Here is a 25,344-nt window from a genome sequence, read left to right as displayed (position 1 = left end):
ATATGATAAATAAACTTTATGAAAAATACAAAATGAGAAACATCCCAAATAAATTTTCGATAGACGAAATTGATACAATTTTGAAAAGTGAGTATAGAGCTACAGAAATCAAAAAAAATAAAATTGGTTCCATTTATCTAGATCCAAATATCGAATTTAAAGAAATAGTAAAGTGTTATAAGATCGAGGAAAAGGCTGTTTTGATGGGGTTGTTTAGTGATGCGGAAAAAAAAGATTTTGCTGAAATGATACAACTTAATCAATCTGAACAAAATACAGATTTCGATGAGCAAGATCTTTTCAATAAAGAAATTCAAGAAGGTAAATTAATTGTTATCTTTTTAGCAAGTGCGGATGGCACATACATTAATTACTTCAACTTATTAGGTCATTCAGAGATGATGTACAATAAACTTACAGTTCTTATGGGCTTAGAAAAAGAAGAATGCAATATTGAAAACCCCTTGTTTCAAGAATACTTACAGGCACTAGCCGCGATTGGGTATTTAGAAGAATAAAGTGAAAATCACAGTGATTTGAAGTGAGCTATGAAAATGGAACACATGTTAAAAAAACTAAACCATCTATTCCCTATATACTTAAGGGGATAGATGGTTTGATTTTTTTGAATTTTTATACTTATTAAGTGAATTCAGGAGGTGTTTTTTCTCTTGACTAAAAATAAATAAAATGTGTTACAATGATGATAGAGTATTTAGTGTGAATTTTGCATAAAATAAAAAAGACAGAAGCCTGAGAAACTTCTGCCTTTGTAACCTAACTTGCTATTGTGGTGGTAGTAGGTGCGGTTATAAGACAATTACATTAACGTTTTAGCCGAGAACCGCCCTTACCTTTTCCACGAAGCAGGGTGGTTCTCGCTTTTTTGTATACAGAAATTAGCCACGGACCGACGTATCTTCTACCGATGACAACGCCAGCTCCGGTTAGGATACCATACACTAATTTAATTACAAACATCGCGATCATTTTATCACCTCCCCCCTTTTTTCAAAATGGAAGAGATGATTACCACACCTACTAGTTATAGCTTATTAAGTTACATTTCCATTGTATTATGTTTTAAAATAGGGAACAAGACATATGGATAAAAATCCCTATCTTTAAGCAGAGCATAAGTATCAAGGGACAAGAAGCAAATAAATATACATAAAAAAACGGTATGGACATTACCATCCGTATTTTTTTATGTATTTATAAAACTTTTCCATACAGTGCGTCGTCTAATATATGGGAAGGAGGAAATGATGTGGATGAATTAACGATAGAAGCGTTTGAAATAGAAGATAAGGAGGACCTTATCGACGAAATAATGAACAAGTATGGACAAGAAGTCCTGCAGCTTGTGTATTCGTATGTGAATAATAAAGAGGTTGCGGAGGATTTAACGCAAGATATATTCGTGAAATGCTATAAATCTCTTCATACATATAAAGGGAATTCGAATTTGAAAACATGGTTATGGAGAATTGCAATCAATGTAAGGACTATTTAAAAAGTTGGTATAACAAAAAAGTTATCATGACAGAGGATGACTTTACGTATATGGAGAGTCAAAAAGAAAGTGTGGAACAAACTGTCATTCAAAATGCGGAGGATCGTGAACTGGCTTCTGCAGTAATGAGTTTACCGATAAAATATCGAGAAGTGATTTATCTATTTTATTATGAGGAATTATCAATTAAAGAGATTGCTACAGTAATAGAAGTAAAGGAAAACACGATAAAAACGAGACTGAAAAAAGCGAAGGAGCTTTTGAAGGAAGGATTGGAGGAATAATCAAATGGAAGATCGATTAAAAGGCTTGCGAAAATCAATGGAGAACACAACGTTTAAACATTTGAGTTTTTCTGATCAACACCAGAAGCAGGTGCGCGAAAAAATTAAGCAATCGTCCGAAAAGGAAGAAGATATCCTTTTAGCAGTATTACAACTTCTTATGAATGAAAAAACAGGTTATGAATTGATGCAGTTGCTAAGAGGGAGAGGGATTCAAAAATTCGAAGGTGATGAAGGGTCTCTATACACTTTATTACATCGTTTAGAACAGAATCGCTTTATCCAATCTAGCTGGGATCACGCAGGAGCTAAATATTATCAATTAAATGATAAAGGAAACAAGATGCTGCGAAAGGCAGAGAAGAATGCTACGAAGGCACGATTTATATTAAAAGGATTAGTACAGGAGTGAGAAAAAATTGAATCAAAAAGGGGAGCGTTTTTTAAAAGAAGTTACGAATCATATTAAATCAAAAGAAGCGAAGGACTTAGTAGCAACGGAACTAGATTTTCACTTGAAACAGACGAAGAATATGTGGATAGAGAAAGGCTTAAGTGAGGAAGTTGCTGAAGATAAGGCTGTTGAACAAATGGGAAGTCCAATTAAGCTTGGCCAGGAACTTAATAAACTACATAAGCCAAAGGTTGATTGGTTCTTAATTGGTTTATTAGTGGCTGCGATGGGGCTAGGTTTTTTGCCAGTTATAGCGCTTGGACATGCTGACTTATTAATGAATAAGGTGATATTTGTAATTCTCGGTGTTACAACAGCGATTGGGATGATGCTATTTGATTATCGGAAGTTAGAGAGACTTGGGTGGCTGTTTTATACAATTGGTGTACTTATCTTGTTAATGATAAAATGTTTTCCGACTGCTTCTTTGAATGGAGAACCATTACTAAAAATTGGTTCCGTCATAATTGATTGTTTAATGACAATACCATTCTTTTTTCTAGGCTGGGCTTCTTTTTTCAATAACAGTAGATTAAAGTTTATACATCTTCTCATGTTGTATTTATTTTCTTTATATTTATTTCTAACTACATCAACTCTTTTACCACTGTTCATCTATATCACGATGGTATTTGTTATGCTTTGGTGGAGTAAGTTAGGAAAGAAAACGGCATGGCTCATTACGATTTTACCTATTGTACCATTGATTATTAGGGATCTACTTTCCTGGTCTGCTGTAAAAGAATACCGTATGGCCAGAATTTTAGGAATGTTAAATCCAGAGCATGATCTATGGTATTTACGTTTAAAAGAGGCGATGTCTTCAGCAGGTTGGTTTGGTACATATGAAAATATAAAGTCTATCCGTGCTGCCCATACTGATTTTGTATTTGCAAGTTTGACTTACTATTATGGATATGTACTTGCGCTAGTTCTTGTCGTGATTCTTTCTCTTTTTGCAGTAAGAATAATGAACATAGCTTATAAAATAAATGATGGTTATGGTAAATTGCTTCTCGTTGGCGGAGTGACTCTTTTTGTAATCCATTTTATTTGTAATGTTGGCATGACCCTCGGGATATTACCACGTGTTTCTATATCATTACCATTTATTAGCTACGGATTGATACCAACTCTGTTTCATGCATTTATAATGGGAATTGTGTTAAGTGTATATCGACGTAAAGATATTCCTTTTAGAATGAGAAAAACACCTTGATAATCATCAAGGTGTTTTAGTTATTAGCTCAAAACTATACGAATCAGCCCCAAGTACAAAAGGACTAACCTCACCAACGCTATAAAGGTGCAACTCATGCATCGCGCGTGTGCAAGCAGTGTAGAACAATCTACGAACGCTCTCATCGCTGTACACATCTTTAGAAGCATTGTAAATAATAACGGCATCAAATTCAATACCTTTCGCTAAGTAAGCAGGGATTACGACAATGCCTTGCTCATACTCGGCTGAGTTACTCTTCACGAGTTTAATATTATCGATATGATTAAGTGCTTCGTATGCAGCGGCGCTTTCAGCTGCGGATTTACATATAATTGCGATTGTATTGTGTTGCTCTTTTTGTAGTTCAGCAACTTTGGCAGTAATATGTTCGTGCAGTTCGCTCTCATTCGCTACTTTCGTCACTGTAGGTTTCTCGCCGTCACGTTCAAAGGCGTGAATGTTCTTGCCTTCCGGTACGAGAGCACGTGTAAATTCAATAATCGGTTTTGTTGAGCGATAGCTACGAGTTAAGTTAATACCGTTCGTTTCATCCGGTCCGTATAAGCTAGTAAGTGTATTGAAATTCACTGCTTCACTTGCATGGGCAAATATCGCTTGATTAAAGTCTCCGAGTACCGTCATTTTTGCGGCAGGGAAGAGACGTTTTAAAAACTCGAACTGGAACGGCGAATAATCTTGCGCTTCGTCTACGAGTACGTGTTTAATCGATCTATTCGTTTGGAAGCCTTCGATTAATTCTTTTAAAAGTAAAAATGGAGTCGCATCCTCGTAATATAGCTTTCCTTCATCAAGCATGTTTACCGTTAAAGAGCAAATGTCATCCCATTCTTTCGGTTTTTCTCCAGTAACCCATGATGCGTCTGTGAAGAGTTGTTTATAGATTCCTGTGAAATTGATGAAGCGCAATGTTTGAACGCCTTTACGAAGCGGCTTCAATTTTTTACGGACAATCATACGTCCCAGGACTTTCGTTTCTTTCTCATAGTCATTAAAAGAGTTGTCGTCAAACTCGCCTTTTTTCTGTAAATATTTATAAGCCTTTTGATATTCATCTTTACTAAGTAATTCAATTTCTTCTTCTACCCAAGGCTTTTTCAGTTCTGCTTTTTCGATTGCATCTATTTGTTTATTTAGCCAATCCGTTAACTTTTCAATTCTATTATGGAAACGGAGGGAGGAATCGGTATTGTAAAATTGCTCTGTAATTTCTTTAGCAGAGGCAATCAATTTTCCTCTAAATTTCATTCCTCTAAATAGCATGCCTGAAGATTCAAGAGATTGTCTGTACGCTCTAATCATCTCGAAAAATTGAGTGGATGCTTTAAATCGGATGCTCGCATTTCTCGTTTTATAGGTAGGGCTATTTGTTTCAGTTAACATATATTCCAATTGCTCATAAGGGTCTTCAACATCAAATGACTTACTTAGTCTATGGTTTAAATATTCTTGGAATGTTACTTGCTGCATATTTTCTTCACCGAGTTCAGGTAGTACGTTAGATACGTAGCTATTGAACATAGAGTTAGGGGAGAAGAGAATAATTTGATCCGCTTTTAGCCATTCGCGATATTTATATAGTAAGTAGGCAATTCGCTGCAGGGCAGCTGATGTTTTACCACTACCAGCAGCTCCTTGAACGATAAGGAGTCGGCCTTCATCGTGACGGATAATTTCATTTTGCTCACGCTGAATCGTAGCGACGATACTTTGCATATGTTTGTTCGTACCTTTTCCGAGTGCTTGTTGCAAGATTTCATCGCCAATTGTAAGGCTCGTATCGAACATGGAATCAATCTCGCCATTTTGAATAATGTATTGTAATTTTTTCTCCACATTACCGCGAATTACGCCGCCTGGTGTGTTGTACTCAGCTGGTCCTGGTGGGTAGTCGTAATAAACACTTGAAATTGGGGCGCGCCAGTCATAAATAAGAAAGTTTTCTCCGCTTGCATCAGTAAGGGTAGAAACACCGATATAGATTTGTTCTGAGGAAGGTTCGCCTTCCTCAGTAAAATCGATGCGTCCGAAGTAAGGTGCTTTTTGCATACGTCGCAGCGCGGCAAGTCGATTAAAGTTGTGTTTATGGGTGATTTGTGTAACAGCTAGTGATTGAGCTTGTTGTCTTAAGTTGATAACTGTTTCAAGGTAATCATCAAAAGTATCTGTATTCACTTTAACGTCATCCCAGAAGTGTTTACGGATGTTGATTACTTCTGCCCGGCGTCTACCAGTTTCGTTTTCCAGCTTATCAATTTGTTGCGTAATCGTTTCGATTACGGTATCCAATCGTTTTTGCTCTAGATCAAGTTTGTTGTTCATACGTAAGCACTCCTTTAAAAGTGAAAAATAGAGGTTGACTGAAGAAAGATTTTGTTGTACAATTAAGATACGGATAAATACGTTCTTTGTATTTTGGAAAACGTGTTTCTGTACTAATTTAACATAGTTTTTGAATTTAATCAATGATAATAAGATAAACCTTGGTTCCGTGTAGCGTGGATCAAGGTTTTTTTGTGTTTTTAAGAGGGAGTCACACTTGTTGTCGTTTTTTGTCGGTAAGTCGATATATTTGAAAAATCGCCGATATAATTTCATTTACCGAATCTGGATATAACTATCGGAAGAAGAGGGTATAAAAAAAGCTCGGGCCGAAGCCCAAGCTTTTTACTTCATTATTTCTTTTCGTCTTTTTTCTCGTCAGCTTTTTGCTCTTTGAAAAGATCTTTTAAATCTTTATCGTCAACTTTTACGTCAGCTTTTTTGATTTCTTTCATCATTAAGTCATTCATAAATTGAGCATCTTGCGTTTTTTCTTGAGCTAGTGATTTTTTAATATCAGCTTTTGATTTATCGAAAGTTGCATCTGCGTGATTATCAGTTACTTTAATAATATGGTAACCGAATTGTGTTTTTACAGGTTCGCTTACTTCATCTTTTTTCAACTTTTGAGCTGCTTCTTCAAATTCTTTTACCATTTTCCCTGGTCCGAAGAATCCTAAGTCGCCACCTTTTTCTTTTGAACCTGTATCTTCAGAGTATTGCTTTGCTAATTCTTCGAAAGATTTACCTTGAGCAAGTTCATCTTTCACTTTTTTAGCAGTTTCTTCATCTTTTACAAGGATATGACTTGCTTTAATTTCTTTTTTATAATCCTCGAATTTTGCTTTTACATCTTTATCAGTAATCGATTGTTCAACCGCTTTTTCTTGAGCTAATTGAGCACGCACACTATTTTTGATAGTTTCTTCTTTAATACCTTGTTGTTTCATTAGTGTATCGAATTGATCACCGTATTGTTTTTTCATTTCATCGAACTTTTTGTCTACATCTTTGTCTTCAACTTTGTAGTTTTTAATAAGAACTTTTTCCATAACCATGTTGTTTAGTACTTGTTTACCAGCTTGTGTCTTCATTTGATCGTAGAATTCTTCTTTTGTAATGTCACCAGCTTTAGATGTAACGATTTTGTCTGATGATGATGTTCCACATGCTGATAATGCGATTACACTTGTTGCGGCTAAGGCAAGCATAGCTTTCTTCATTCGATAAACACTCCTACTATTATGTATTTTTAATTTATCCTACACCGATGAATTTTAAATTCATAAGAGCCCGATTAAGTCTCACTGATACTTTTGCTTTTTTGTATTGGTAAAGCGCGCTTAACAGGGCTTACCGTGGCTGAGGATAAAGTTTTGATGAATGTTTTGTTCTATAGTATAAGCAATATGTACAAAATTTAATATATCATATTTCGACGCGTTTTCATATTGATAAAGAAAAATTAACCAGTACGTGTCAGATTTTGAAAGTGTGCCATATTGGGCGTATGCCGCATATACAGAATAGAGGAGGGGATGGGGATGAATTCTCAACTTATTTTATTACTTGTACTGTTTATTTTATTGGTTATTGTAGGTATAATTTGCTTATAGAGGAAAAAAGTGAGGAAGGGGCTTTCCTTCCTCACTTTCCATGAAATATAATTTCTATATAACTAGAAATTAATAAAATTGTTATACATACATTAATAACCCGAAAGACACCGGGCTGGCGGCTCGCAGCTATTTGTTTTCGTTCACACAGTGTATGTGTCATGAAATTCGTGTAAAATATAACAAGAAGTGCGAATGCGACAAAAACAACTGTTATAAGTGTCATGAGGCGAGACCTCCTTTTGGCTAAAATACATATACATATATTGTATCACACGATATTTTGTTCGTGTTACAAAATTCAGAAATAGAAGACTTTGTGTTAGAAAGTGAGGGAGAAAATGGACGTTGTTAGAAGATTAGAACAAGCTGAATACTACGTAGACCTACTATTTAAAATGATTGATGAAGAGAAGTGTCCATTTTATTCTTTGATCATAAAGAAAAAAGCTCGTAAAAAAGATATTGAACGTATACTAAATCTTTGTGAAAAACTGAACGAGCAATATGTAGTGGAGAAAGCAGAAGGGCTTCTTTTGTTCGATGCGCTGTTAGATCAATTTGAAAAAGCGCTTCCACATCAGCTCGAAGTAAACGAAACTGCGGAAGCGCTAGCAAAACAAGGTTTATTTAAGCCGCTTATGAATGAATTCTTAAGCATGATTGCGAAAAAATAAATAGATTATTTCTTAACTAACTTTTGATCGGATTCTGTAAAGTTCTCTTCAATATCTTCTAATGATTTCTCAAAAATATCGATGAAGTCTTGTCCGTAAATATTACGCAGGATTGCAATCAGTTCGATATTTTCTGGGAACTTCCCATAAAAATTACGAAGTGCAAGAGCCCCATTAAACACTGAATTATTTTCAGGATCATACTCCTCCATTAAGCGAAGTAGTAATTCTTCCCCTTTGTCTGTAATTTCAATGTACGTATTTCGTTTATCATCTTCCTTTTTTGAGAATACAAGATAGCCGCGTTCTTCAAGCTTTTTAGAGAAGTTAAACGCCGTTGATACGTGCATAACTCCAAACTTAGCAATCTCAGAAATAGAAGCCCCTTTTAAATGATAAGCGATTGTTAAAATATGATGTTCATTAATATTTAAATCGTAAGGTTTAATCCACTGCTGCCAATCTTTCTCTACACATTTCCATAACGCTTTCGATAATTGAGCAATGCGTTGGCTGAAAATCATCGCTTCTTTTACCGAGTAATCTTTTTCTCCACTTTTCATGTACTCACCCACTTTAACATTCTTTTTTCATTACTATCTATTATGCCAGTAAAATAAAAATTAATAAAGTCTTTTTGTGAGAATTGTGAAAATTTTTTAACAAAATGACATTCTATACAAATCATGCATAACTATGGAAGCGTTTTATGAGTCGTGAATACATGCGTTGTCCTTACATGTTAATTGATAACATATATTGTAAATGCATAAAAACACGGCATATCTATACGATATGCCGTGTCAAGGTCAATTTATATAAAAAATATTTGTTATATGCAAAAAACTAAGCAGGAATTTGTTTACGCTTTTTCTGGAACAGCTTCTTGTAGTTTCTCAATTGACTTTTGGATGTCCAAAATTTCTTTCTCAATATGGCGCTTGTTTTGAGAAATATCTTGTTTCCAGTTAGAAAGCGTGTCTTGCATGTCATCTTTTAGTTCTTGAAACACTTCTTTACCTTCTGAAGCAGTTTCAACAATTTGACGCTTTAATAATTTCGTATCAGCTGTAATATCAGCTAAAGTCTTTTTAATATCATTTCCTTTTTCTTTTAACTTGCCGCGCATGTCTTTACCAGAAGAAGGAGTTGAGAAAAGAACGGCTAGTCCAGCAACTGCTCCCCCGCAAATAACACCTGTAATAAAGGATTTAGCTTTTGACATAAAAGGAGACCTCCTTATTTTTTGTTCGTATTCATGATGTAAAACAATATGCATATCTTTCTTATATGTGCTATGCACAAACAATCATCCCTGAGCATTTTAAGTGAAGAAACAAGCCATGCGGAATTTGATGACTTCAGGGAAGTGGCTTGTTATGTATTACGCCTTCTTATAGTGTCATTATTTCACACTATTTGCAATTGTACTTGCGATGTTTTGTAAATTTTCCATAGTGTATTCATTTTGGTGTGATTTCCAAACAGCACCGAAACCATCTTTTTCACCGTAGCGTGGAATTAAATGAAGGTGGAAGTGGAACACAGTTTGTCCAGCTTTTTCACCGTTATTGTTAAGTAGGTTAAAGCCAACTGGATTAAACTCTGCTTTAATCGCATTTGCGATTTTTGGAACGACAGAAAAAATGTGTGATGCGATTTCTGGCGTTAACGCAAAAATGTCTTGTTTGTGAACTTTCGGAATAACAAGAGTATGTCCTTTTGTTACTTGACTAATATCTAAAAATGCAAGCACATGTTCATCTTCGTATACTTTTGAGCAAGGGATTTGCCCGTCAATGATTTTACAAAAAATACAATTGTCTGCTGTATGATTCATTGATCTCATCCTTTCAAATATCCTTAGCCGTATTTTACCATAATTACATAAGAGAACAAACACGAAAAACAGGAAGCTGACTCAGCTTCCTGTTTTCTGAAGAGGGATTGAAAAAGCATTATCGTAATTTACGTTTCGCAGACACCTCATTTATTTAAGAAATGCACGGTAAATCGGCTAAAGTTTCTGCCGTAGACACCCCATTTTCAAGTGAAATGAATTGCAATCTTTCATAAAAGGAAATTGTTTATTTTTTAAAACAGTATATGCTCTTTCGGAGACACCCCGTTTCGAAAATGAAACAAATGATCTGGTTATGTGTAAATTTCTTTGTCCAACATGGACACCCCATTTCATGATGACTTAACTATGTTGTTGTACTCATCAATTGGTGGTCGCTTTTTCAATGTGTTCCTTCTTCACTAATTATGATGTCCGCTTTCGGGAAAATATATGCTAATAAATTTAAATTTATTTTTGAGTACATGGATACTATGTAGTACACCATAATTTTTGGTAAGATGAATATAGAATGAATACTAATGAAGAAAGTGGTGTCGTATGAGTGAGTTATTGCGTGTAGAAAATGTTACAGGAGGATATACGAAACGACCTGTATTAAAAGACGTTTCGTTCTCTGTTAATAAAGGCGAACTTGTCGGCTTAATCGGATTAAATGGAGCTGGTAAAAGTACGACGATTAAACATATTATCGGTTTAATGGAACCGAAAAAAGGAACTGTCACAATTAATGGGAAAACAATTCGTGATGATATGACAGCGTACCGTTCTAGCTTTTCATTCATTCCAGAAACGCCGGTATTATATGATGAATTAACGTTAGAAGAGCATTTGAAATTAACAGCGATGGCGTACGGAGTTGATGAAAAACAATATGAAGAACGTGTAGGACAACTATTACATGAATTTCGCATGAAAAATCGTTTAAAATGGTTTCCATCTCATTTCTCAAAAGGGATGAAACAAAAAGTAATGATTATGAGCGCATTTTTAGTTGAGCCATCTCTTTACATAGTAGACGAACCTTTCGTTGGGTTGGATCCGTTAGCAATTCAATCCCTTCTTCAAATGATGGATCAAATGAAAAAGAGTGGTGCCGGTATTTTAATGAGCACACATATTTTAGCGACGGCAGAGCGTTACTGTGATTCGTTCATTATTTTGCATCAAGGTGAAGTAAGAGCGAAGGGAACGTTATCTGAACTGCAATCACAGTTTAATATGCCAGGTGCAACGTTAGATGATATTTACATCGCGCTAACAAAGGAAGAAGATTATGAATAGCACAGCGTTATGGAAAGAACGATTTCGTCACTTTCTAAAAGAAGTTCGTACATATAGTAAATACGTATTTAATGATCATTTGAAATTTATTTTCGTGTTCATCATCGGTGCGGGAGCGTATTATTACCAGCAATGGTTACAAACGTTAACATCTTCGTTTCCAACTGCGCTCGTAATGGCAGTATTAATTGGACTCGTGTTAACGGCTGGATCCATTCAAACGTTATTAAAAGAAGCGGATCTCGTTTACTTACTGCCAGTTGAAGAAAAGTTAAAACCTTACTTCACAAAGGCATTTCTTTTTACGTTTATGATTCAGTTATACATAATCGCAATCGTAGCAGCTGCGCTTGCCCCGTTATATTTCCAGCAAATGAAACAAACAGGAGCTGCTTACATATGGATTGTCCTCGCATTTGTCATTGTAAAAGCGTGGAATTTATTCGTCGCGTGGGAAAAATCATTTTTAACAGATCAAAATATACAAAGGGCTGATTGGTTTATTCGTTTTATCTTAAACGGTTTATTTGTATATTTCCTTGTAGAACGTACTTCAGTTCTTGTTATTGGCGGAATCGTTCTGCTCATGGTGTTATATCTTGCTATCATGCATCAAATGGTAAAAGGAAAGCCGCTAAACTGGGAGTATTTAATTTCTGAAGAAGGTAAGAAAATGATGCTGCTGTACCGAATTGCGAATATGTTCGTTGATGTACCAGCATTAAAAGAAAGAGTATCTCGCCGAAAATGGCTGGATTTCATTCTGTCGATAATCGGCGAAAAGCGCACATATTTATACTTATATACGAGAACGTTTTTAAGATCAGGTAACTATTTTGGATTATATGTGCGTCTGCTCGCTCTTGGAGGAGTTATTCTTTACTTCATTCCATTTTTATACGGGCGATTTATCGTAAGTTTTATTTTCCTATACTTAATTGGCTATCAGCTATTAACTTTATGGAAACATCACCGCATGAAAATTTGGCTTGATTTGTATCCAGTAAAGGTAGATGAAAAGAAGAAAGATTTTCTTACTTTATTAAATGTGATTCTAATCATCGGGAGCGTAATCTTTACAGTTATATTTGCACTAGCAACGAAAGATTTCATGATGACAGGAATTTTACTTGTTGTAAGCATATTATTTAGTATCGGTTTCGTTTACCAATACGGTGCGAAGCGCATTGAACGTTTAAATTGAAGGGAATGAACCTATGATTACATATGAAGAAAAGGTTATAAAAGAACTGGAGCAGTGGAAAGCTACATTCATGAAAGATTCTTCTATGATGACACGGTTCTCAAAGAAAGTGCAGACGAAAGTACAACAGCTTATTCCGGCGAAAGTGCAAAAAGTCTTAACAGAAACGATTCGGATGATGGTGCAAACGATCAGCGCCGGATCAAACTTTATAAAGCCGAAGCTAAAAGAGACGACATGGTCACTGCAAAGACGTGATGACGAAGTGCGTAAAAAAATGGATGAGTACAAAAAAATAGCTGCGGCAGAAGGAGCAGGGACGGGGGCTGGTGGTATTTTACTCGGTCTTGCTGACTTTCCGCTTTTACTTACGATTAAAATTAAATTTTTATTCGATGCAGCAACGTTGTATGGATTTGATACAAGTAAACAAGAAGAGCGTCTTTTTATTCTTCACGTTTTCCAACTCGCCTTTTCAAGTGACAGTCACAGAAAAGAAATATGGAAAGCAATTGAAACGTGGGATACAGAAAAAGAAAATCATATGGACTGGGAAAAGTTCCAAACAGAATACCGAGACTATATCGATTTAGCGAAAATGCTTCAGCTCGTACCAGTAATCGGTGCCCCGGTAGGCGCATATGCGAACTATCAATTGCTGCAAAGACTTGGAGAAGTGACAATGAATTGTTATCGTATGCGATTGCTAAATAGAAAGTAAAAAAAAGCATCCTAAATGTGTGATTTAGGATGCTTTTTTTAGAAGTTAATTTCGCTATAGCCAACTCCGACTACAATCAATATGATAAAGAGCACAATAATGGATGGAAATCCGCTTTTATTATCGTGACCAGCCTCATCGCCGCCTTTATCCCGCTGTTTATGGAGGCTGATTAAAGTTTCACTTTATCAAGAACTTCCTGTGTAAACTCTTATTAACTTGCAAATTATTCAGTTTCATTTTATAATTTATTTACCGACCGGTAAGTAAAAATAAGTGAGGTACAGTATGACAAAGAATTTACAAACATCGCAAAACATTGTCGAGGCATCATTTAAACTCATGGCAGAGCACGGCATTGAGAAGATGAGTCTTTCCATGATTGCGAAAGAGGTAGGTATTTCAAAACCGGCTATTTACTATCATTTTTCTTCTAAAGAAGCGTTAGTTGATTTTTTATTTGAAGAGATTTTTTCTGATTATCATTTTGCAAATTACTTCGATAAAGAGCAGTATACGAAAGAAAATTTTGCAGAAAAGCTAATCGCAGATGGTTTACATATGCTCTCTGAGTATGAAGGGCAAGAAGGAATACTACGCGTTATCAATGAATTTATCGTAACTGCATCGCGAAATGAAAAGTATCAGAAACGATTATTTGAAATACAAGAGGATTTCTTACATGGTTTCCACGATTTATTGAAGCAAGGCGCGAGACTGGGCGTTGTGTCACAACATGCAACGGAAGAAAACGCTCATACGCTAGCGCTTGTGATCGATAATATGAGCAATTATATGCTCATGGGATTTCAGTTAAAATATAAAGAAATTTGGATTCGAAATGTGAAAAGCGTCATGAAGGAGGAGTAAAAATGAAAATGCAAAAAAACTGGTGGCTCGGTTTTCTTGGATTCATTGGAGTTTATAAAATTCCAGGCATGATAGAGGCTTTTCAAGCAGATGGAAGTTGGATGAAGTTAATCGGTTTTATTTGGCTACTTTGGTTCGGATATTTTATTCCAGAGAGGAAAGAAGATTAAATTTTAATTTTCTGTAAAGTTATGTAAAATATAGATTAAGAGTATTCGTATATTAGATTACTAGATTTGGAGTGGTTACATGGATCCATTGAAAAATGAAATTAACCCTGACATGGTCAAAGTGTGGAAAATTCGTGCTGTAATTGAAGAAGGGATCGGTATACTCGTCATTTTAGCTTACCTTTTCCTCATGATAAAGTTTGATTGGTGGGCGTGGATTTTGTATGTGATGATTGGGCTAACAGTTGTGTTCGCGCCATTTTCGTACTTCTTATTCCCGAAACTACGTCAACGTTATTACAGCTACCAACTAAATGAAGAAGAACTTGAAATTCAGCATGGTCTTTTCGTCGTAAAGCGCGTATTAGTACCGATGATTCGTGTGCAGCACGTTACGATTGAACAAGGACCAATTATGAGAAAATACGGATTAGCAGAATTACACATTTCAACAGCAGCAACTTCTCACAGCATCCCAGGCTTAACGATGTATGAAGCAGAAATGTTGAAAACGAAAATCGCAGAATTAGCGAAAGTGAGTGATGAGGATGTATAAGAGGCAGCATCCAATCACGATGTTATTAGAATTAAAAATAACAGATTTTATACCACTCATTATTTTCATGTTTAGCTTAAACGGAAAATTCCCGTTTTGGTATTTAATTCCCGCAGCATTTGGTTTACTCACTGTTTTTTCAGTATTTGAAAAATGGTATTACACAACATATTGGGTTGAAAATAACGTATTACATGTGAAAAAAGGTCTCTTCGTGAAAAAGGAGAGCTACTTAAATAAAGAACGTGTTCAAACGATTAATACAAGTTCTAACGTACTATATCAAATGCTCGGTTTGAAAAAAATTCAGATTGAAACAGCTGGTGGGGGCGATGAAGCAGAAGTTAGCTTAGCTGGTATTACGGCAGAAGAAGCGGCGGAGCTTATTGCTTTGCTAAATGAGCCAACTCCAGAAGTGAAAGCAGAAAAAACGTTAGACGAAACAGCAGAAAATACAGTAGAAAAAGCAATCGTTACAGAGGAAAAGCAAACGACAGAGTACAAGTTAACGTGGAAAGAGATTTTAATAGCGTCTGTTACATCTGGTCAGTTTGGACTATTATTCTCATTAATCTTTTTTGTGTATCACCAAGTAGATGAGTACATTCCAAAATGGATAGAGAATGGCGTAAAGTCGTATGTAATGGAACATGATATATATGGCTGGATTTTCATGATAGCTATTTTGCTCGTCCTTTCGTGGATTATATCGACAATTGGCTACGCGTTAAAACATGGTAACTTCACAGTAAATCGAAAAAATGATGAAGTCCGTATTTCGCAAGGGTTACTGGAAAGAAAAGAACTCGTACTAAAATTGCACCGTATTCAAGGGATTACGATAAAAGAAGGCATTTTACGCCAACCGTTCGGTTATTGTGCTGTGCAAGTAGAAGTCATTCAAAGTGAGGGAAAAGAAGAAAAAGTTACACTGCATCCTATCATTCGAAAAAATCGAGTGCAACAGTTACTCGCGCATTTACAATTACCATACGAACTGAATACAAATATTACTTCGTTACCAAAAGCAGCATTGCGCCGCTATCTCATTGATAGTTTCATTTTCTTCGCTATGCTAGCAATCCCGCTTACTGGAATAAGCGTATACTTTGAAAAGTATTACATCATGTGGGCATTACTACCGCTCGCAATCCTTATCTTTACACTTGGCTACGCAACATTTAAAACAAATGGTTACTGTGTTAACGGAGAACAAATTACACTTGTCTATCGTAGCGTCGGAAAATACACAGGACTTATTAGAAGAAGACACGTCCAATCAATGGAGAAGACACAATCATATTTCCAGCGCCGCGCGGATTTATGTACGTATAAGTTTTCTAGTGCATCATCTAGTTATAAAATAGAGCATACGAGAGTAGAAGACGCGGAGAGAATGCAGGATTGGTATAAGAAGAGAATGAGTGAGGAATAATTTGAGAAAGCTTGCCTATTATGAAGGGCAGGCTTTTTTTGTTATAAGGAAATGAGTGGTTTAAGTGATAGAGCAGTACAACTACAGCACACATGTATTAATATGTATGAAAAAAGGTAATATTCTTCTATTTTAGAGGAATCTGTGGAATTTTTGATATAAATGGTATACTAAAATATAAATAGTATTAGGAGGTTATATATGATAAGTCAGTTGAAAAGAGAAGCACTTGATGCATTAAAAGGAAGATGGGGATTAGCGGTAGGGGCAACTTTATTAATTGGAATCCTTATTGGAGCTGTTGAAATGCTAACAACAGGTATTTTTTCGATATTTTGGGGTTGGGAAGAAGCAAGTGATTCACTCACAGTAAGTATTATTGTAATGCTTGTTATTGGTCCATTAACAATAGGTGCCTATTATCTTGTTTTAAATGCAATTCGTAGGACTGATGCTCGCATTGGTCATATATTTAGATGGTTTAGCGATGGAAGTAAGTTGATGAAGTCGTTTTTAACATATTTACTAATGTATGTATACTTGACTCTATGGACATTACTTCTTATTATTCCAGGTATTATTAAATCATTTTCTTATTCTATGACATATTTTATTTTGAATGATCATCCAGAATATACAGCGAATCAAGCGATTACTGAGAGTCGTCATATGATGAATGGACATAAAATGGATTACTTTTTACTATGCTTAAGTTTCTTAGGCTGGTTCATATTAAGTATTCTTACTATAGGAATCGGTTTCTTATGGTTAGTACCTTATTTCTACTCGACATCGGCAGCATTTTATGAAGAGATTTCAAAAGAATATTATAAAAAAGAGAGCACTACTTTCTAATAAAACATATAAACTATCTACCCTAAAGAATGTAGGGAGCAGATAGCAGATGGTTTAGGTGTTTTGATATTTGTCCTATTTTCGGGATTCACTTCAGGATAAGGTATAGATTTTTATATAGAAATGCTTCCCTCTATGTTTTATCATAGAGGGTTATTTTTTTATGTAAAAATGATAGGAAATAATGAATAATATATGTAAAGAAAAAAGCGAGGTGAATGAGAGTGAGCAAATTTTTAATACCGTATTCATTTTCTATATTAAGTTTCTTTATTTCAGCAACAGCACTTGATTTATATGATAGGATGGGAAACGATAGTGAGCTGGTTTCGCCGAACATAATTGGAAAGATAATTCAATCTACTGCGCAAATGGGAGTCCTTACATTGTATTTCGGAGTACCTATTATTTTAGGTGGCTGTCTACTTGGTGAGCTATTGTTTAGAGGTATCATTTTACGATTTAAACTAAGCTATATTATATCTTTATTATTATATCTATTTTTAGCTTTTAGTATTGTTTTCGTAACGGTAGGCATTCCAACTACATATGAAGATTCTAATACATTTTTCATAGGGATAACTATGATTTGTGCTGTTACATTCTTTGTGAGTCGGAATATATGGGAAAACAAGTTAATAATGGAGTGACAAAATGAAATACACCTGTCCATGTTGCGGATATAAAGTTTCACTTTATTGGATCAGTTAGAAAACCGACTAGTGAAGATGTGAAGGATGCTAGTTGGCCGCGAATTTGTTAAGTAAAATGTTATTACTCGATTCGATGGGAGTAATAACATTTTTTATTTAATGCTGAAAGAATTACTGCCGTCTTATAAAGTAATAAGAAGGACTACATCGGTAAATTTTATTGATGGATATATTAGGAATGAATACAAAAGTATAGATGTATAGTCGACTTTGTGTATTTAATGTTATCATATTGAATGATATGGAAATTTTTAATAGAATAAGTAACTAAAAATTCAAAGGTAATGAAGCTTTTGTTGTATAAAGAAAATACTTAGTAGTAATCAACAATATTAAAAATAAGATTCGTATTTATATAAATTTAGTAGAAATGGGGTTTTAAAAAGGAATGAGTATCAGCATAACGCGGCAAAAGATTTTGGCGGCCGCTTCTCAAATTGTGCAATGTAAAGGGGTTGCTAAATTAACCTTAGAAGCAGTGGCAAAAGAGGCGGGTGTAAGTAAAGGTGGATTATTGTATCACTTTGCAAATAAAGAAGCTTTAATAGAAGGTATGATAGTCAGAGGGATAGAGGATTATGAGGGCGCTATTTACAATAAAGTAGCGGAAGACTCAGAGAGGAAAGGGAGATGGGTTCGCTCTTTTGTAGAGGAAAGATTAAGTAATGAGAGAAGAACAGAAGAGTTGTCTAGTAGTATGATGGCAGCATTCATGTTAAAACCTGAATTACTTGAGCCATTACAACAATCATTTCAGCAACTGCAAAAGAATATAGAAAACGATGAGATAGATTCAGTTTGTGCAACAATTATTAGATTAGCAGCAGATGGATTATGGTATTCGGAATATTTAGGGGTTGGCAGACTAAGCCCCGAGTTAAGAGAAAAAGTGATTCAAGCTCTTATTGATAATTCGTATAAATAGAATATACGAACTATATAATGCGAAAACAATTCACCATTACTTATTTAATGTAGTGGTGAATTGTTTTTTTTATTAGAAAAATAGAACAATTTTATAGAGTATTGAATTATAACCGTCCAGACGGTATAGTAATATTTGGTTTAAGAGGAAAATGAAACAAAAAAAGAATAAAAGATATTTTTAGCACACTATTCGAAAGGATAGGCCGCAAAGCTTAGAGTCTACGGTAATACATATTGGTTACTAAGATCGTCTGGTTGCACATTTTTGATGCAACCGGACGGTCTTTTTTTGTTATATAAATATAAAAAATAGGAGGGAACTATGCAAATGAAAAGTACTAAAAGGCATATTTCAATGGTTTCATTAGTTTTTCTAGTATTATTTTCAGTGCTGAATGTGTGGGCTCCAGTTATTCAAGCTGCTGTGATGAAAAGTCCAGTGGACGAAATTAATATTTCCCGTACTGATGGCACGACATCTGAACCGTATCAAGCCTCAGATGGTATGAAAGTAGAAGTGAAGTGGTCAGCTAAAGAAAAAATAAAAAGTGGAGATCAATTCACAATTGATATGCCAAAAGAGTTTCGAAAAGACCTTATGAATATGAGTTTTCCTTTAAAAGATGCTGAAGGAAAAACAGTTGGTACATGTGAGATGAAAAAGGGTCTATTAACGTGTACTATGGGTGATTACGTAGAAGGAAAGAATAACATTAAAGGCTCTTTATTCGTAGAATTCTACTTTGGTCTAGAAGCATATGATGGTGTTAAAGAAATTCCATTAGAATTTAACGTTGATGGTCAAATCGTCAATAAAGAAGTAAGTGTAAATAATACGACAGAGAGACCGAAGCCACAGCCCAATACGGAAAATTTATTGAAATGGGGTTCTTATAATCAAGAAGATCCTTCAATTGCTGATTGGCTTGTATACGTAAATGCAACTGGAACAGAAATGCAAGATCTTAAATTAACAGATACATTAGGACCTGGGCATGAGTTAATTACAGACAGCGTAGTATTAGAAGAGGCTGTATTTGAAGATGGTTATGCACCAACAAATATTAAGCCAGCAGATTTATCTAACATTAAAATAAATGCAACGAAGACTGGATTTACAATTGAGTTTCCAGACAGTTCAAAAGGTTATATTTTAAGATATAAAACAAAGGTTACAAATCCTGCTGCAAAGCCTCATAAAAATACTGTGAAATTAGAAGGTAAAAATATTAAAACTGAAGAAAAAGTAGGACAAGTATTTGTAAGTGGTGGAGGAGGATCCGGTTCAGGTGACAATAATCCACCTAGCATTGAAAAAAATATAGTTGATGAGAATGGCAAGCTTGTAGAGAATGAGCAGTTAACACAAATGGATCAAGTTATTCAATACCAAGTTGGTACACATATACCGAACGATCCTCCTAAATACACATCTATGGTAATTAGTGATGATTTAGAAGATGTTTTAGAAGTATTAGAGGCAAAAGTGTATGATCAAAATGGCCAAGATATTACTTCTAAAGGAACGTTAAATATAGATAAACAAAGAAGTGAAGTAACATTTACGTTTGGTGAGAGTTTTGACTATAAGTCATATGAAGACCAGATAATCAATCTCAGTATCAAGGCGAAAATAAAAAATAATGCAGACTTATCTTCTTACGTAGATAAGAAGATTCCTAATAAAGCGGAATTGCATTTTGATGATAAAACATTAACATCAAAAGAAGTAACTATTACGCCGCCTGAAGCTCCAAAAGATGGTACAGTATTGATTCATAAAACAGATTCTGAGAATCCGAATAAAGGGTTAAAAGGTGCCGAATTTGAAGTTCGAAATAGTGCAAATGAAGTTGTTGCAAAACTAAAAACGGACGAAAAAGGTTTTTCAGTACCTCAAACTTTAGCTCCTGGGACGTATAAAATTTATGAAACAGTAGCACCAGAAGGATATCAAAAATTAACAAGCCCAGTAGAGGTTACACTTCAAGCTGGAGAAACAAAAACAATTGAAATTAAAAATACTATGCAAAAGGGTCAAATTGAAGTAAAGAAAATTGATTCGGAAAATGGTGAAAAACCATTGGAAAATGCAGAGTTTGATATAGTAAAAGACGGTGTAGTAGTCGAACATATTGTTACAGATAAAGATGGTAAGGCAATCTCTAAACCGTTAGCACCAGGAAAATATATTTTAAAAGAAACAAAAGCACCTGAAGGCTACCAATTAAAAGAAACAGAGTTCGAAGTAAATGTAACAGGGGACGGCATATTCCCAATACAAGTGGAAAATGCAATGGTAGACAAAGGGAATATAGAAATTACAAAAGTGGACAAAGAAAACGGGGCAGTATTAGCCGGTGTCGAATTTGAAGTCCAAGATGAGAAAGATGGCGTAGTAAGAAAAGTAGTAACAGATAAAGATGGAAAAGCAAACGTTTCAGATCTATCAGTAGGAAAGTACAAATTAGTAGAGACGAAAAGCTTACCAGGTTACAAAAATCTAGCAGAACCAGTACTATTTGAAATTACAAAAGGTATGACAAAAGCTTTATCAATAAAAGTAGAAAATGAGCAGTTAGACAAAGGCTCAGTAGAAATTACAAAAATAGATAAAGATAGTCAAAAAGTATTAGAAGGCGTAGTCTTCGAAGTGCAAGATGAGCAAGGAAAAGTAGTAACAGAAGTAAAAACAGATAAAGATGGTAAAGCAAAAATCTCAGATTTATCAGTAGGAAAGTACAAATTAGTAGAGACGAAAAGTTTACCTGGCTACAAAAAGCTAACAGAACCAGTATCATTCGAAATTACAAAAGGTATGACAACAGTCCTATCGTTGAAAGTAGAAAATGAACAGTTAGATAAAGGTTCAGTAGAAATTACAAAAGTAGATAAAGACAACAAAAAAGCATTAAAAGGCGTAGTCTTTGAAGTGCAAGATGAAGCTGGAACAGTAGTAAAGGAAGTAAAAACAGATAAAGATGGTAAAGCAAAAATCTCAGATCTATCAGTAGGAAAGTACAAATTAGTAGAGAAAGAAAGTTTACCAGGCTATAAGAAACTAACAGATCCAGTATTATTTGAAATCAAAAAAGGCATGACTGAAGTTCTATCATTAAAAATAGAAAATGAAATGGTAGATACGGGAAATGTAGAGATAACAAAGATAGATAAAGATAATAAAGCACCGTTAGCGGGAGTAACATTCATCGTCCAAGATGAAAAGGGTAATGAAGTTACAAAAGTAACGACAGATAAAGATGGAAAAGCAAATGTTTCAGATTTACCTGTAGGAAAGTATGAATTAGTAGAGGTAGAAAGTTTACCTGGTTATAAAAAGCTAGAAAAACCAGTATCATTTGAAATCAAAAAAGGCATGACCGAGGTTCTATCATTAAAAGTAGAAAATGAAATGGTGGATACAGGGAATGTAGAGATAACAAAAATAGATAAAGATAGTAAAGCTCCATTAGAAAATGTTGTATTTGAAGTACGTGATTCAAAAGGAAAAGTAGTTACGAAAGTAACGACGGATAAAGAAGGAAAAGCAAATGTTTCAGATTTACCTATTGGGAAGTATGAGTTGGTGGAAGTAGAAACACCGGCAGGATACAAACCACTAGAAAAGCCAATTTCATTCGACATTGAAAAGGGTAGAGTAACAGCATTAAAGCTAACAGTAGAAAATGAATTAGTAGATACAGGAAATGTAGAAATTACAAAAGTAGATAAAGAAAATAAAGATGTTTTAGCTGATGCAGTCTTTGAAATTCAAGATGAAGCAGGACAAGTAGTCGCTAAAATAACGACAGATAAAAAAGGACAAGCACAAGTTACTAATTTATCAGTCGGCACATACAAGTTAGTAGAAGTAAAAGCACCAAAAGGATATAAACAATTAGTAGATTCGATTATTTTCCAAATTGAAAAAGGCATGACAAAATCTCTTGCTTTAACAGTAGAAAACGAAATGTTAGACAAGGGAAATGTAGAAATTACAAAAGTAGATAAAGATAGTCAAAAATTATTAGAAGGCGTAGTCTTCGAAGTTCAAGACGACAAAGGCAAAGTAGTAACAGAAGTAACGACAGATAAAGAAGGACAAGCAAACGTTTCCGATTTATCAGTAGGGAAATATAAGCTAGTAGAGGTAGAAAGCTTACCAGGTTACAAAAAATTAACAGAACCAGTATTATTCGAAATCAAAAAAGGTATGACGAAAGTTTTATCATTGAAAGTAGAGAACGAACTGTTAGATAAAGGTTCAGTAGAGATTACAAAAGTAGACAAAGAAAGTGGCGCGTTATTAGAAGGCGTAACATTCGAAGTGCAAGATGAAAAAGGCAAAGTAGTAACGAAAGTAAAAACAGATAAAGATGGAAAAGCAACAATTTCAGATTTATCAGTAGGAAAATATAAGCTAGTAGAGGTAGAAAGCTTACCAGGATATAAAAAACTAGCGAAGCCAGTATCATTCGAAATCAAAAAAGGTATGATAGAAGTCTTATCATTAAAAGTAGAGAATGAACAGTTAGATAAAGGCTCAGTAGAAATTACAAAAGTGGACAAAGAAAGTGGCGCGTTATTAGAAGGCGTAACATTCGAAGTGCAAGATGAAAAAGGCAAAGTAGTAACGAAAGTAACAACAGATAAAGAAGGAAAAGCGAAAATTTCAGATCTATCTGTAGGAAATTACAAACTAGTAGAAGTAGAAAGCTTACCAGGCTACAAAAAGCTAACAGAGCCAGTATCATTCGAAATTAAAAAGGGTATGACAGAAGTCTTATCATTAAAAGTAGAGAATGAACTAGTAGATAAAGGTTCAGTAGAAATTACAAAAGTAGATAAAGATAGTAAAAAAGTATTAGAAGATGTAGTCTTCGAAGTGCAAGATGAAAAAGGCAAAGTAGTAACGGAAGTAAAAACAGATAAAAATGGTAAAGCAAAAATCTCAGACTTATCTGTAGGAAAGTACAAATTAGTAGAGAAAGAAAGCTTACCAGGTTACAAACAATTAACAGAACCAGTATCGTTTGAAATCAAAAAAGGAATGACAGAAGTTCTATCATTAAAAATAGAAAATGAAATGGTAGATACGGGAAATGTAGAAATTACAAAAATAGATAAAGATAATAAGGCACCGTTAGCAGGGGTAGTCTTTGAAGTTCAAGACGACAAAGGCAAGGTAGTAACGAAAGTAACGACAGATAAAGCTGGAAAAGCAACAGTTTCAGATTTATCAGTAGGAAAGTACAAGCTAGTAGAAGTAGATAGTTTACCAGGCTACAAAAAATTAGAAAAGCCTGTACCATTTGAAATTACAAAAGGTATGACAAAATCTTTAACGTTCACTGTAGAAAATGAAATGGTAGATACGGGGAATGTAGAAATCACAAAAATAGATAAAGACAGTAAAGCACCATTAGAAAATGTTGTATTTGAAGTACGTGACTCAAAAGGAAAAGTAGTTGCGAAAGTAACGACAGATAAAGAAGGAACAGCAACAGTTTCAGATTTATCTATTGGAAAGTATGAGTTAGTAGAAGTAGAAACACCGGTAGGATACAAACCACTAGAAAAGCCAGTTTCATTCGAAATTGAAAAAGGTAGAGTTACAGCATTACAATTGACTGTAGAAAATGAATTAGTGGATGTAGGAAATGTAGAAATTACAAAAGTAGATAAAGAAAATAAAGATGCTTTAGCTGATGCAGTCTTTGAGATTCAAGATGCAGCAGGACAAGTAGTCGCTAAAATAACGACAGATAAAAAAGGACAAGCACAAGTCACTAATTTATCAGTTGGCACATACAAGTTAGTAGAAGTAAAAGCACCAAAAGGATATAAACAATTAGTAGATCCGATTACTTTCCAAATTGAAAAAGGTATGACAAAATCTCTTGCTTTAACAGTAGAAAATGAAATGTTAGACAAGGGAAATGTAGAAGTAACAAAAGTAGATAAAGATAGCCAAAAAGCATTAGAAGGCGTAGTCTTCGAAGTACAAGATGAGCAAGGCAAAATAGTAACTGAAATAACGACAGATAAAGAAGGAAAAGCAAACGTTTCAGATCTATCAGTAGGAAAATACAAATTAGTAGAGACGAAGAGCTTACCAGGTTATAAGAAGTTAACGGAACCAGTATCATTCGAAATTAAAAAAGGTATGACGAAAGTCTTATCATTGAAAGTAGAGAATGAACAGTTAGACAAAGGTTCAGTGGAGATTACAAAAATGGCTGCTGAAAGCAAGGAAGTCTTATCAGGAGCTGTGTTTGAAGTTCATGATGAAGCGGGCAAAGTAGTAGTGAAAGTAACAACAGATAAAGATGGAAAGGCAAAAATCGCAGATCTATCTGTAGGTAACTACACACTAGTAGAAGTAGAAGCACCAAAAGGATATGAAAAATTAACTAATCCAATTCCATTTGAAATTACAAATGGAATGATAAATGCAGTTCAATTAGAAGTATTAAACAAATTGAATCATTTAGCACCACCAGTTCCAGAAACACCAAATCCAGAAAAACCTGGAACACCAGATCCAGAGAAACCTGGAACACCAGATCCAGAGAAACCTGGAACACCAGATCCAGAGAAACCTGGAACACGTGTTCCAGGTAAACCCGGAACACCAGA

At 34.8% G+C, this 25,344-nt stretch carries 23 protein-coding genes, 1 pseudogene and 1 riboswitch; of the genes and pseudogenes, 16 read left to right on the top strand and 8 right to left on the bottom strand.

Features of this window, described 5'->3' with window-relative positions; genetic code table 11:
- Positions 1–2 precede the first annotated feature (2 nt).
- The gene (locus DN403_RS24110) at positions 3–518 is read left to right on the top strand and encodes a hypothetical protein (RefSeq protein WP_000608809.1); all 516 of its coding nucleotides are present in this window, start codon (positions 3–5) and stop codon (positions 516–518) included.
- 307 nt (positions 519–825) lie between these two features.
- Here the strand turns inward: DN403_RS24110 and DN403_RS31320 are convergent, their stop codons facing one another.
- On the bottom strand, positions 826–990 hold the full coding sequence (locus DN403_RS31320) for a hypothetical protein (RefSeq protein WP_000561154.1): 165 nt from the start codon (positions 988–990) through the stop codon (positions 826–828).
- Between the two features lie 280 nt (positions 991–1,270).
- Here DN403_RS31320 and DN403_RS24105 point away from each other — a divergent pair.
- The 3 genes and pseudogenes from DN403_RS24105 to DN403_RS24095 all read left to right on the top strand — a co-directional run bounded on the left by DN403_RS24105 (position 1,271) and on the right by DN403_RS24095 (position 3,473).
- Positions 1,271–1,800: pseudogene (locus DN403_RS24105) on the top strand (sigma-70 family RNA polymerase sigma factor).
- A gap of 4 nt (positions 1,801–1,804) precedes the next feature.
- Positions 1,805–2,212, top strand: a complete 408-nt coding sequence (locus DN403_RS24100; RefSeq protein WP_000390149.1) for a PadR family transcriptional regulator — start codon at positions 1,805–1,807, stop codon at positions 2,210–2,212.
- A gap of 7 nt (positions 2,213–2,219) precedes the next feature.
- Entirely contained in the window at positions 2,220–3,473 is a 1,254-nt protein-coding gene (locus DN403_RS24095) for an FtsW/RodA/SpoVE family cell cycle protein (protein WP_001072130.1), read from the top strand.
- A 6-nt stretch (positions 3,474–3,479) separates the two neighbouring features.
- Here DN403_RS24095 and helD read toward each other — a convergent pair whose 3' ends face one another.
- The 3 genes from helD to DN403_RS24075 form a co-directional block, all read right to left on the bottom strand.
- Positions 3,480–5,816: an RNA polymerase recycling motor HelD gene (helD, locus tag DN403_RS24090; protein WP_074789438.1), complete on the bottom strand. Its 2,337-nt coding sequence runs from the start codon at positions 5,814–5,816 to the stop codon at positions 3,480–3,482.
- A gap of 353 nt (positions 5,817–6,169) precedes the next feature.
- Positions 6,170–7,039, bottom strand: coding sequence for a peptidylprolyl isomerase PrsA (gene prsA / locus DN403_RS24085; protein WP_074789435.1), 870 nt, complete (start codon positions 7,037–7,039; stop codon positions 6,170–6,172).
- A gap of 424 nt (positions 7,040–7,463) precedes the next feature.
- Positions 7,464–7,658, bottom strand: a complete 195-nt coding sequence (locus DN403_RS24075) for a hypothetical protein (RefSeq protein WP_000172690.1) — start codon at positions 7,656–7,658, stop codon at positions 7,464–7,466.
- Positions 7,659–7,773: 115 nt separating this feature from the next.
- On the opposite strand from DN403_RS24075, the gene DN403_RS24070 reads away from it, so the two are divergent.
- Positions 7,774–8,109 carry a DUF1878 family protein gene (locus DN403_RS24070; protein WP_000383656.1) on the top strand — a complete coding sequence of 112 codons (336 nt, stop codon included), beginning with the start codon at positions 7,774–7,776 and terminating at the stop codon, positions 8,107–8,109.
- A 5-nt stretch (positions 8,110–8,114) separates the two neighbouring features.
- Here the strand turns inward: DN403_RS24070 and DN403_RS24065 are convergent, their stop codons facing one another.
- The 3 genes from DN403_RS24065 to DN403_RS24055 all read right to left on the bottom strand — a co-directional run bounded on the left by DN403_RS24065 (position 8,115) and on the right by DN403_RS24055 (position 9,949).
- A complete protein-coding gene (locus DN403_RS24065; protein ID WP_000834924.1) occupies positions 8,115–8,672 on the bottom strand; it encodes an HTH-type transcriptional regulator Hpr in 558 nt (185 codons plus the stop codon).
- Positions 8,673–8,971: 299 nt separating this feature from the next.
- Positions 8,972–9,334 carry a YtxH domain-containing protein gene (locus DN403_RS24060; protein ID WP_000030302.1) on the bottom strand — a complete coding sequence of 121 codons (363 nt, stop codon included), beginning with the start codon at positions 9,332–9,334 and terminating at the stop codon, positions 8,972–8,974.
- Positions 9,335–9,514: 180 nt separating this feature from the next.
- Entirely contained in the window at positions 9,515–9,949 is a 435-nt protein-coding gene (locus DN403_RS24055) for an HIT family protein (protein WP_001016835.1), read from the bottom strand.
- Between the two features lie 561 nt (positions 9,950–10,510).
- On the opposite strand from DN403_RS24055, the gene ecsA reads away from it, so the two are divergent.
- Genes ecsA through ecsC form a run of 3 tightly spaced genes read left to right on the top strand, consistent with a single transcriptional unit; the run spans position 10,511 to position 13,179 of the window.
- The gene (gene ecsA / locus DN403_RS24050; RefSeq protein ID WP_001292598.1) at positions 10,511–11,254 is read left to right on the top strand and encodes an ABC transporter ATP-binding protein EcsA; all 744 of its coding nucleotides are present in this window, start codon (positions 10,511–10,513) and stop codon (positions 11,252–11,254) included.
- On the top strand, positions 11,247–12,458 hold the full coding sequence (ecsB, locus tag DN403_RS24045) for an ABC transporter permease EcsB (RefSeq protein ID WP_016077988.1): 1,212 nt from the start codon (positions 11,247–11,249) through the stop codon (positions 12,456–12,458). The genes ecsA and ecsB overlap by 8 nt, the downstream gene beginning before the upstream one ends.
- Before the next feature lie 13 nt (positions 12,459–12,471).
- Positions 12,472–13,179, top strand: coding sequence for an ecs operon protein EcsC (gene ecsC / locus DN403_RS24040; RefSeq protein ID WP_016077987.1), 708 nt, complete (start codon positions 12,472–12,474; stop codon positions 13,177–13,179).
- A gap of 38 nt (positions 13,180–13,217) precedes the next feature.
- Here the strand turns inward: ecsC and DN403_RS24035 are convergent, their stop codons facing one another.
- On the bottom strand, positions 13,218–13,352 hold the full coding sequence (locus tag DN403_RS24035; protein ID WP_102981857.1) for a YjcZ family sporulation protein: 135 nt from the start codon (positions 13,350–13,352) through the stop codon (positions 13,218–13,220).
- Positions 13,353–13,467: 115 nt separating this feature from the next.
- On the opposite strand from DN403_RS24035, the gene DN403_RS24030 reads away from it, so the two are divergent.
- The 8 genes from DN403_RS24030 to DN403_RS24000 form a co-directional block, all read left to right on the top strand.
- On the top strand, positions 13,468–14,049 hold the full coding sequence (locus tag DN403_RS24030; RefSeq protein ID WP_000164836.1) for a TetR/AcrR family transcriptional regulator: 582 nt from the start codon (positions 13,468–13,470) through the stop codon (positions 14,047–14,049).
- Between the two features lie 2 nt (positions 14,050–14,051).
- Positions 14,052–14,219, top strand: coding sequence for a hypothetical protein (locus DN403_RS31315; protein WP_000783816.1), 168 nt, complete (start codon positions 14,052–14,054; stop codon positions 14,217–14,219).
- A 79-nt stretch (positions 14,220–14,298) separates the two neighbouring features.
- On the top strand, positions 14,299–14,775 hold the full coding sequence (locus tag DN403_RS24025; protein WP_000371368.1) for a PH domain-containing protein: 477 nt from the start codon (positions 14,299–14,301) through the stop codon (positions 14,773–14,775).
- The gene (locus tag DN403_RS24020; protein ID WP_000278226.1) at positions 14,768–16,210 is read left to right on the top strand and encodes a PH domain-containing protein; all 1,443 of its coding nucleotides are present in this window, start codon (positions 14,768–14,770) and stop codon (positions 16,208–16,210) included. The genes DN403_RS24025 and DN403_RS24020 overlap by 8 nt, the downstream gene beginning before the upstream one ends.
- 201 nt (positions 16,211–16,411) lie before the next feature.
- A complete protein-coding gene (locus DN403_RS24015; protein ID WP_000625404.1) occupies positions 16,412–17,065 on the top strand; it encodes a DUF975 family protein in 654 nt (217 codons plus the stop codon).
- A gap of 224 nt (positions 17,066–17,289) precedes the next feature.
- Positions 17,290–17,715, top strand: a complete 426-nt coding sequence (locus DN403_RS24010) for a hypothetical protein (protein ID WP_002083032.1) — start codon at positions 17,290–17,292, stop codon at positions 17,713–17,715.
- A 451-nt stretch (positions 17,716–18,166) separates the two neighbouring features.
- Positions 18,167–18,703: a TetR/AcrR family transcriptional regulator gene (locus DN403_RS24005; RefSeq protein WP_000028014.1), complete on the top strand. Its 537-nt coding sequence runs from the start codon at positions 18,167–18,169 to the stop codon at positions 18,701–18,703.
- Positions 18,704–18,875: 172 nt separating this feature from the next.
- A riboswitch (cyclic di-GMP riboswitch) is annotated at positions 18,876–18,968 on the top strand.
- A gap of 59 nt (positions 18,969–19,027) precedes the next feature.
- Positions 19,028–25,344 (top strand): SpaA isopeptide-forming pilin-related protein (locus DN403_RS24000; protein WP_255452062.1); only part of this gene is annotated, 6,317 nt, incomplete at its 3' end.

The organism is Bacillus sp. AY2-1, assembly GCF_008368965.1.
Taxonomy (GTDB): Bacteria; Bacillota; Bacilli; order Bacillales; family Bacillaceae_G; genus Bacillus_A; species Bacillus_A thuringiensis_S.
Note: the sequence above shows the minus strand (reverse complement) of the source record. Positions and strands in the feature narration are given on the sequence as shown.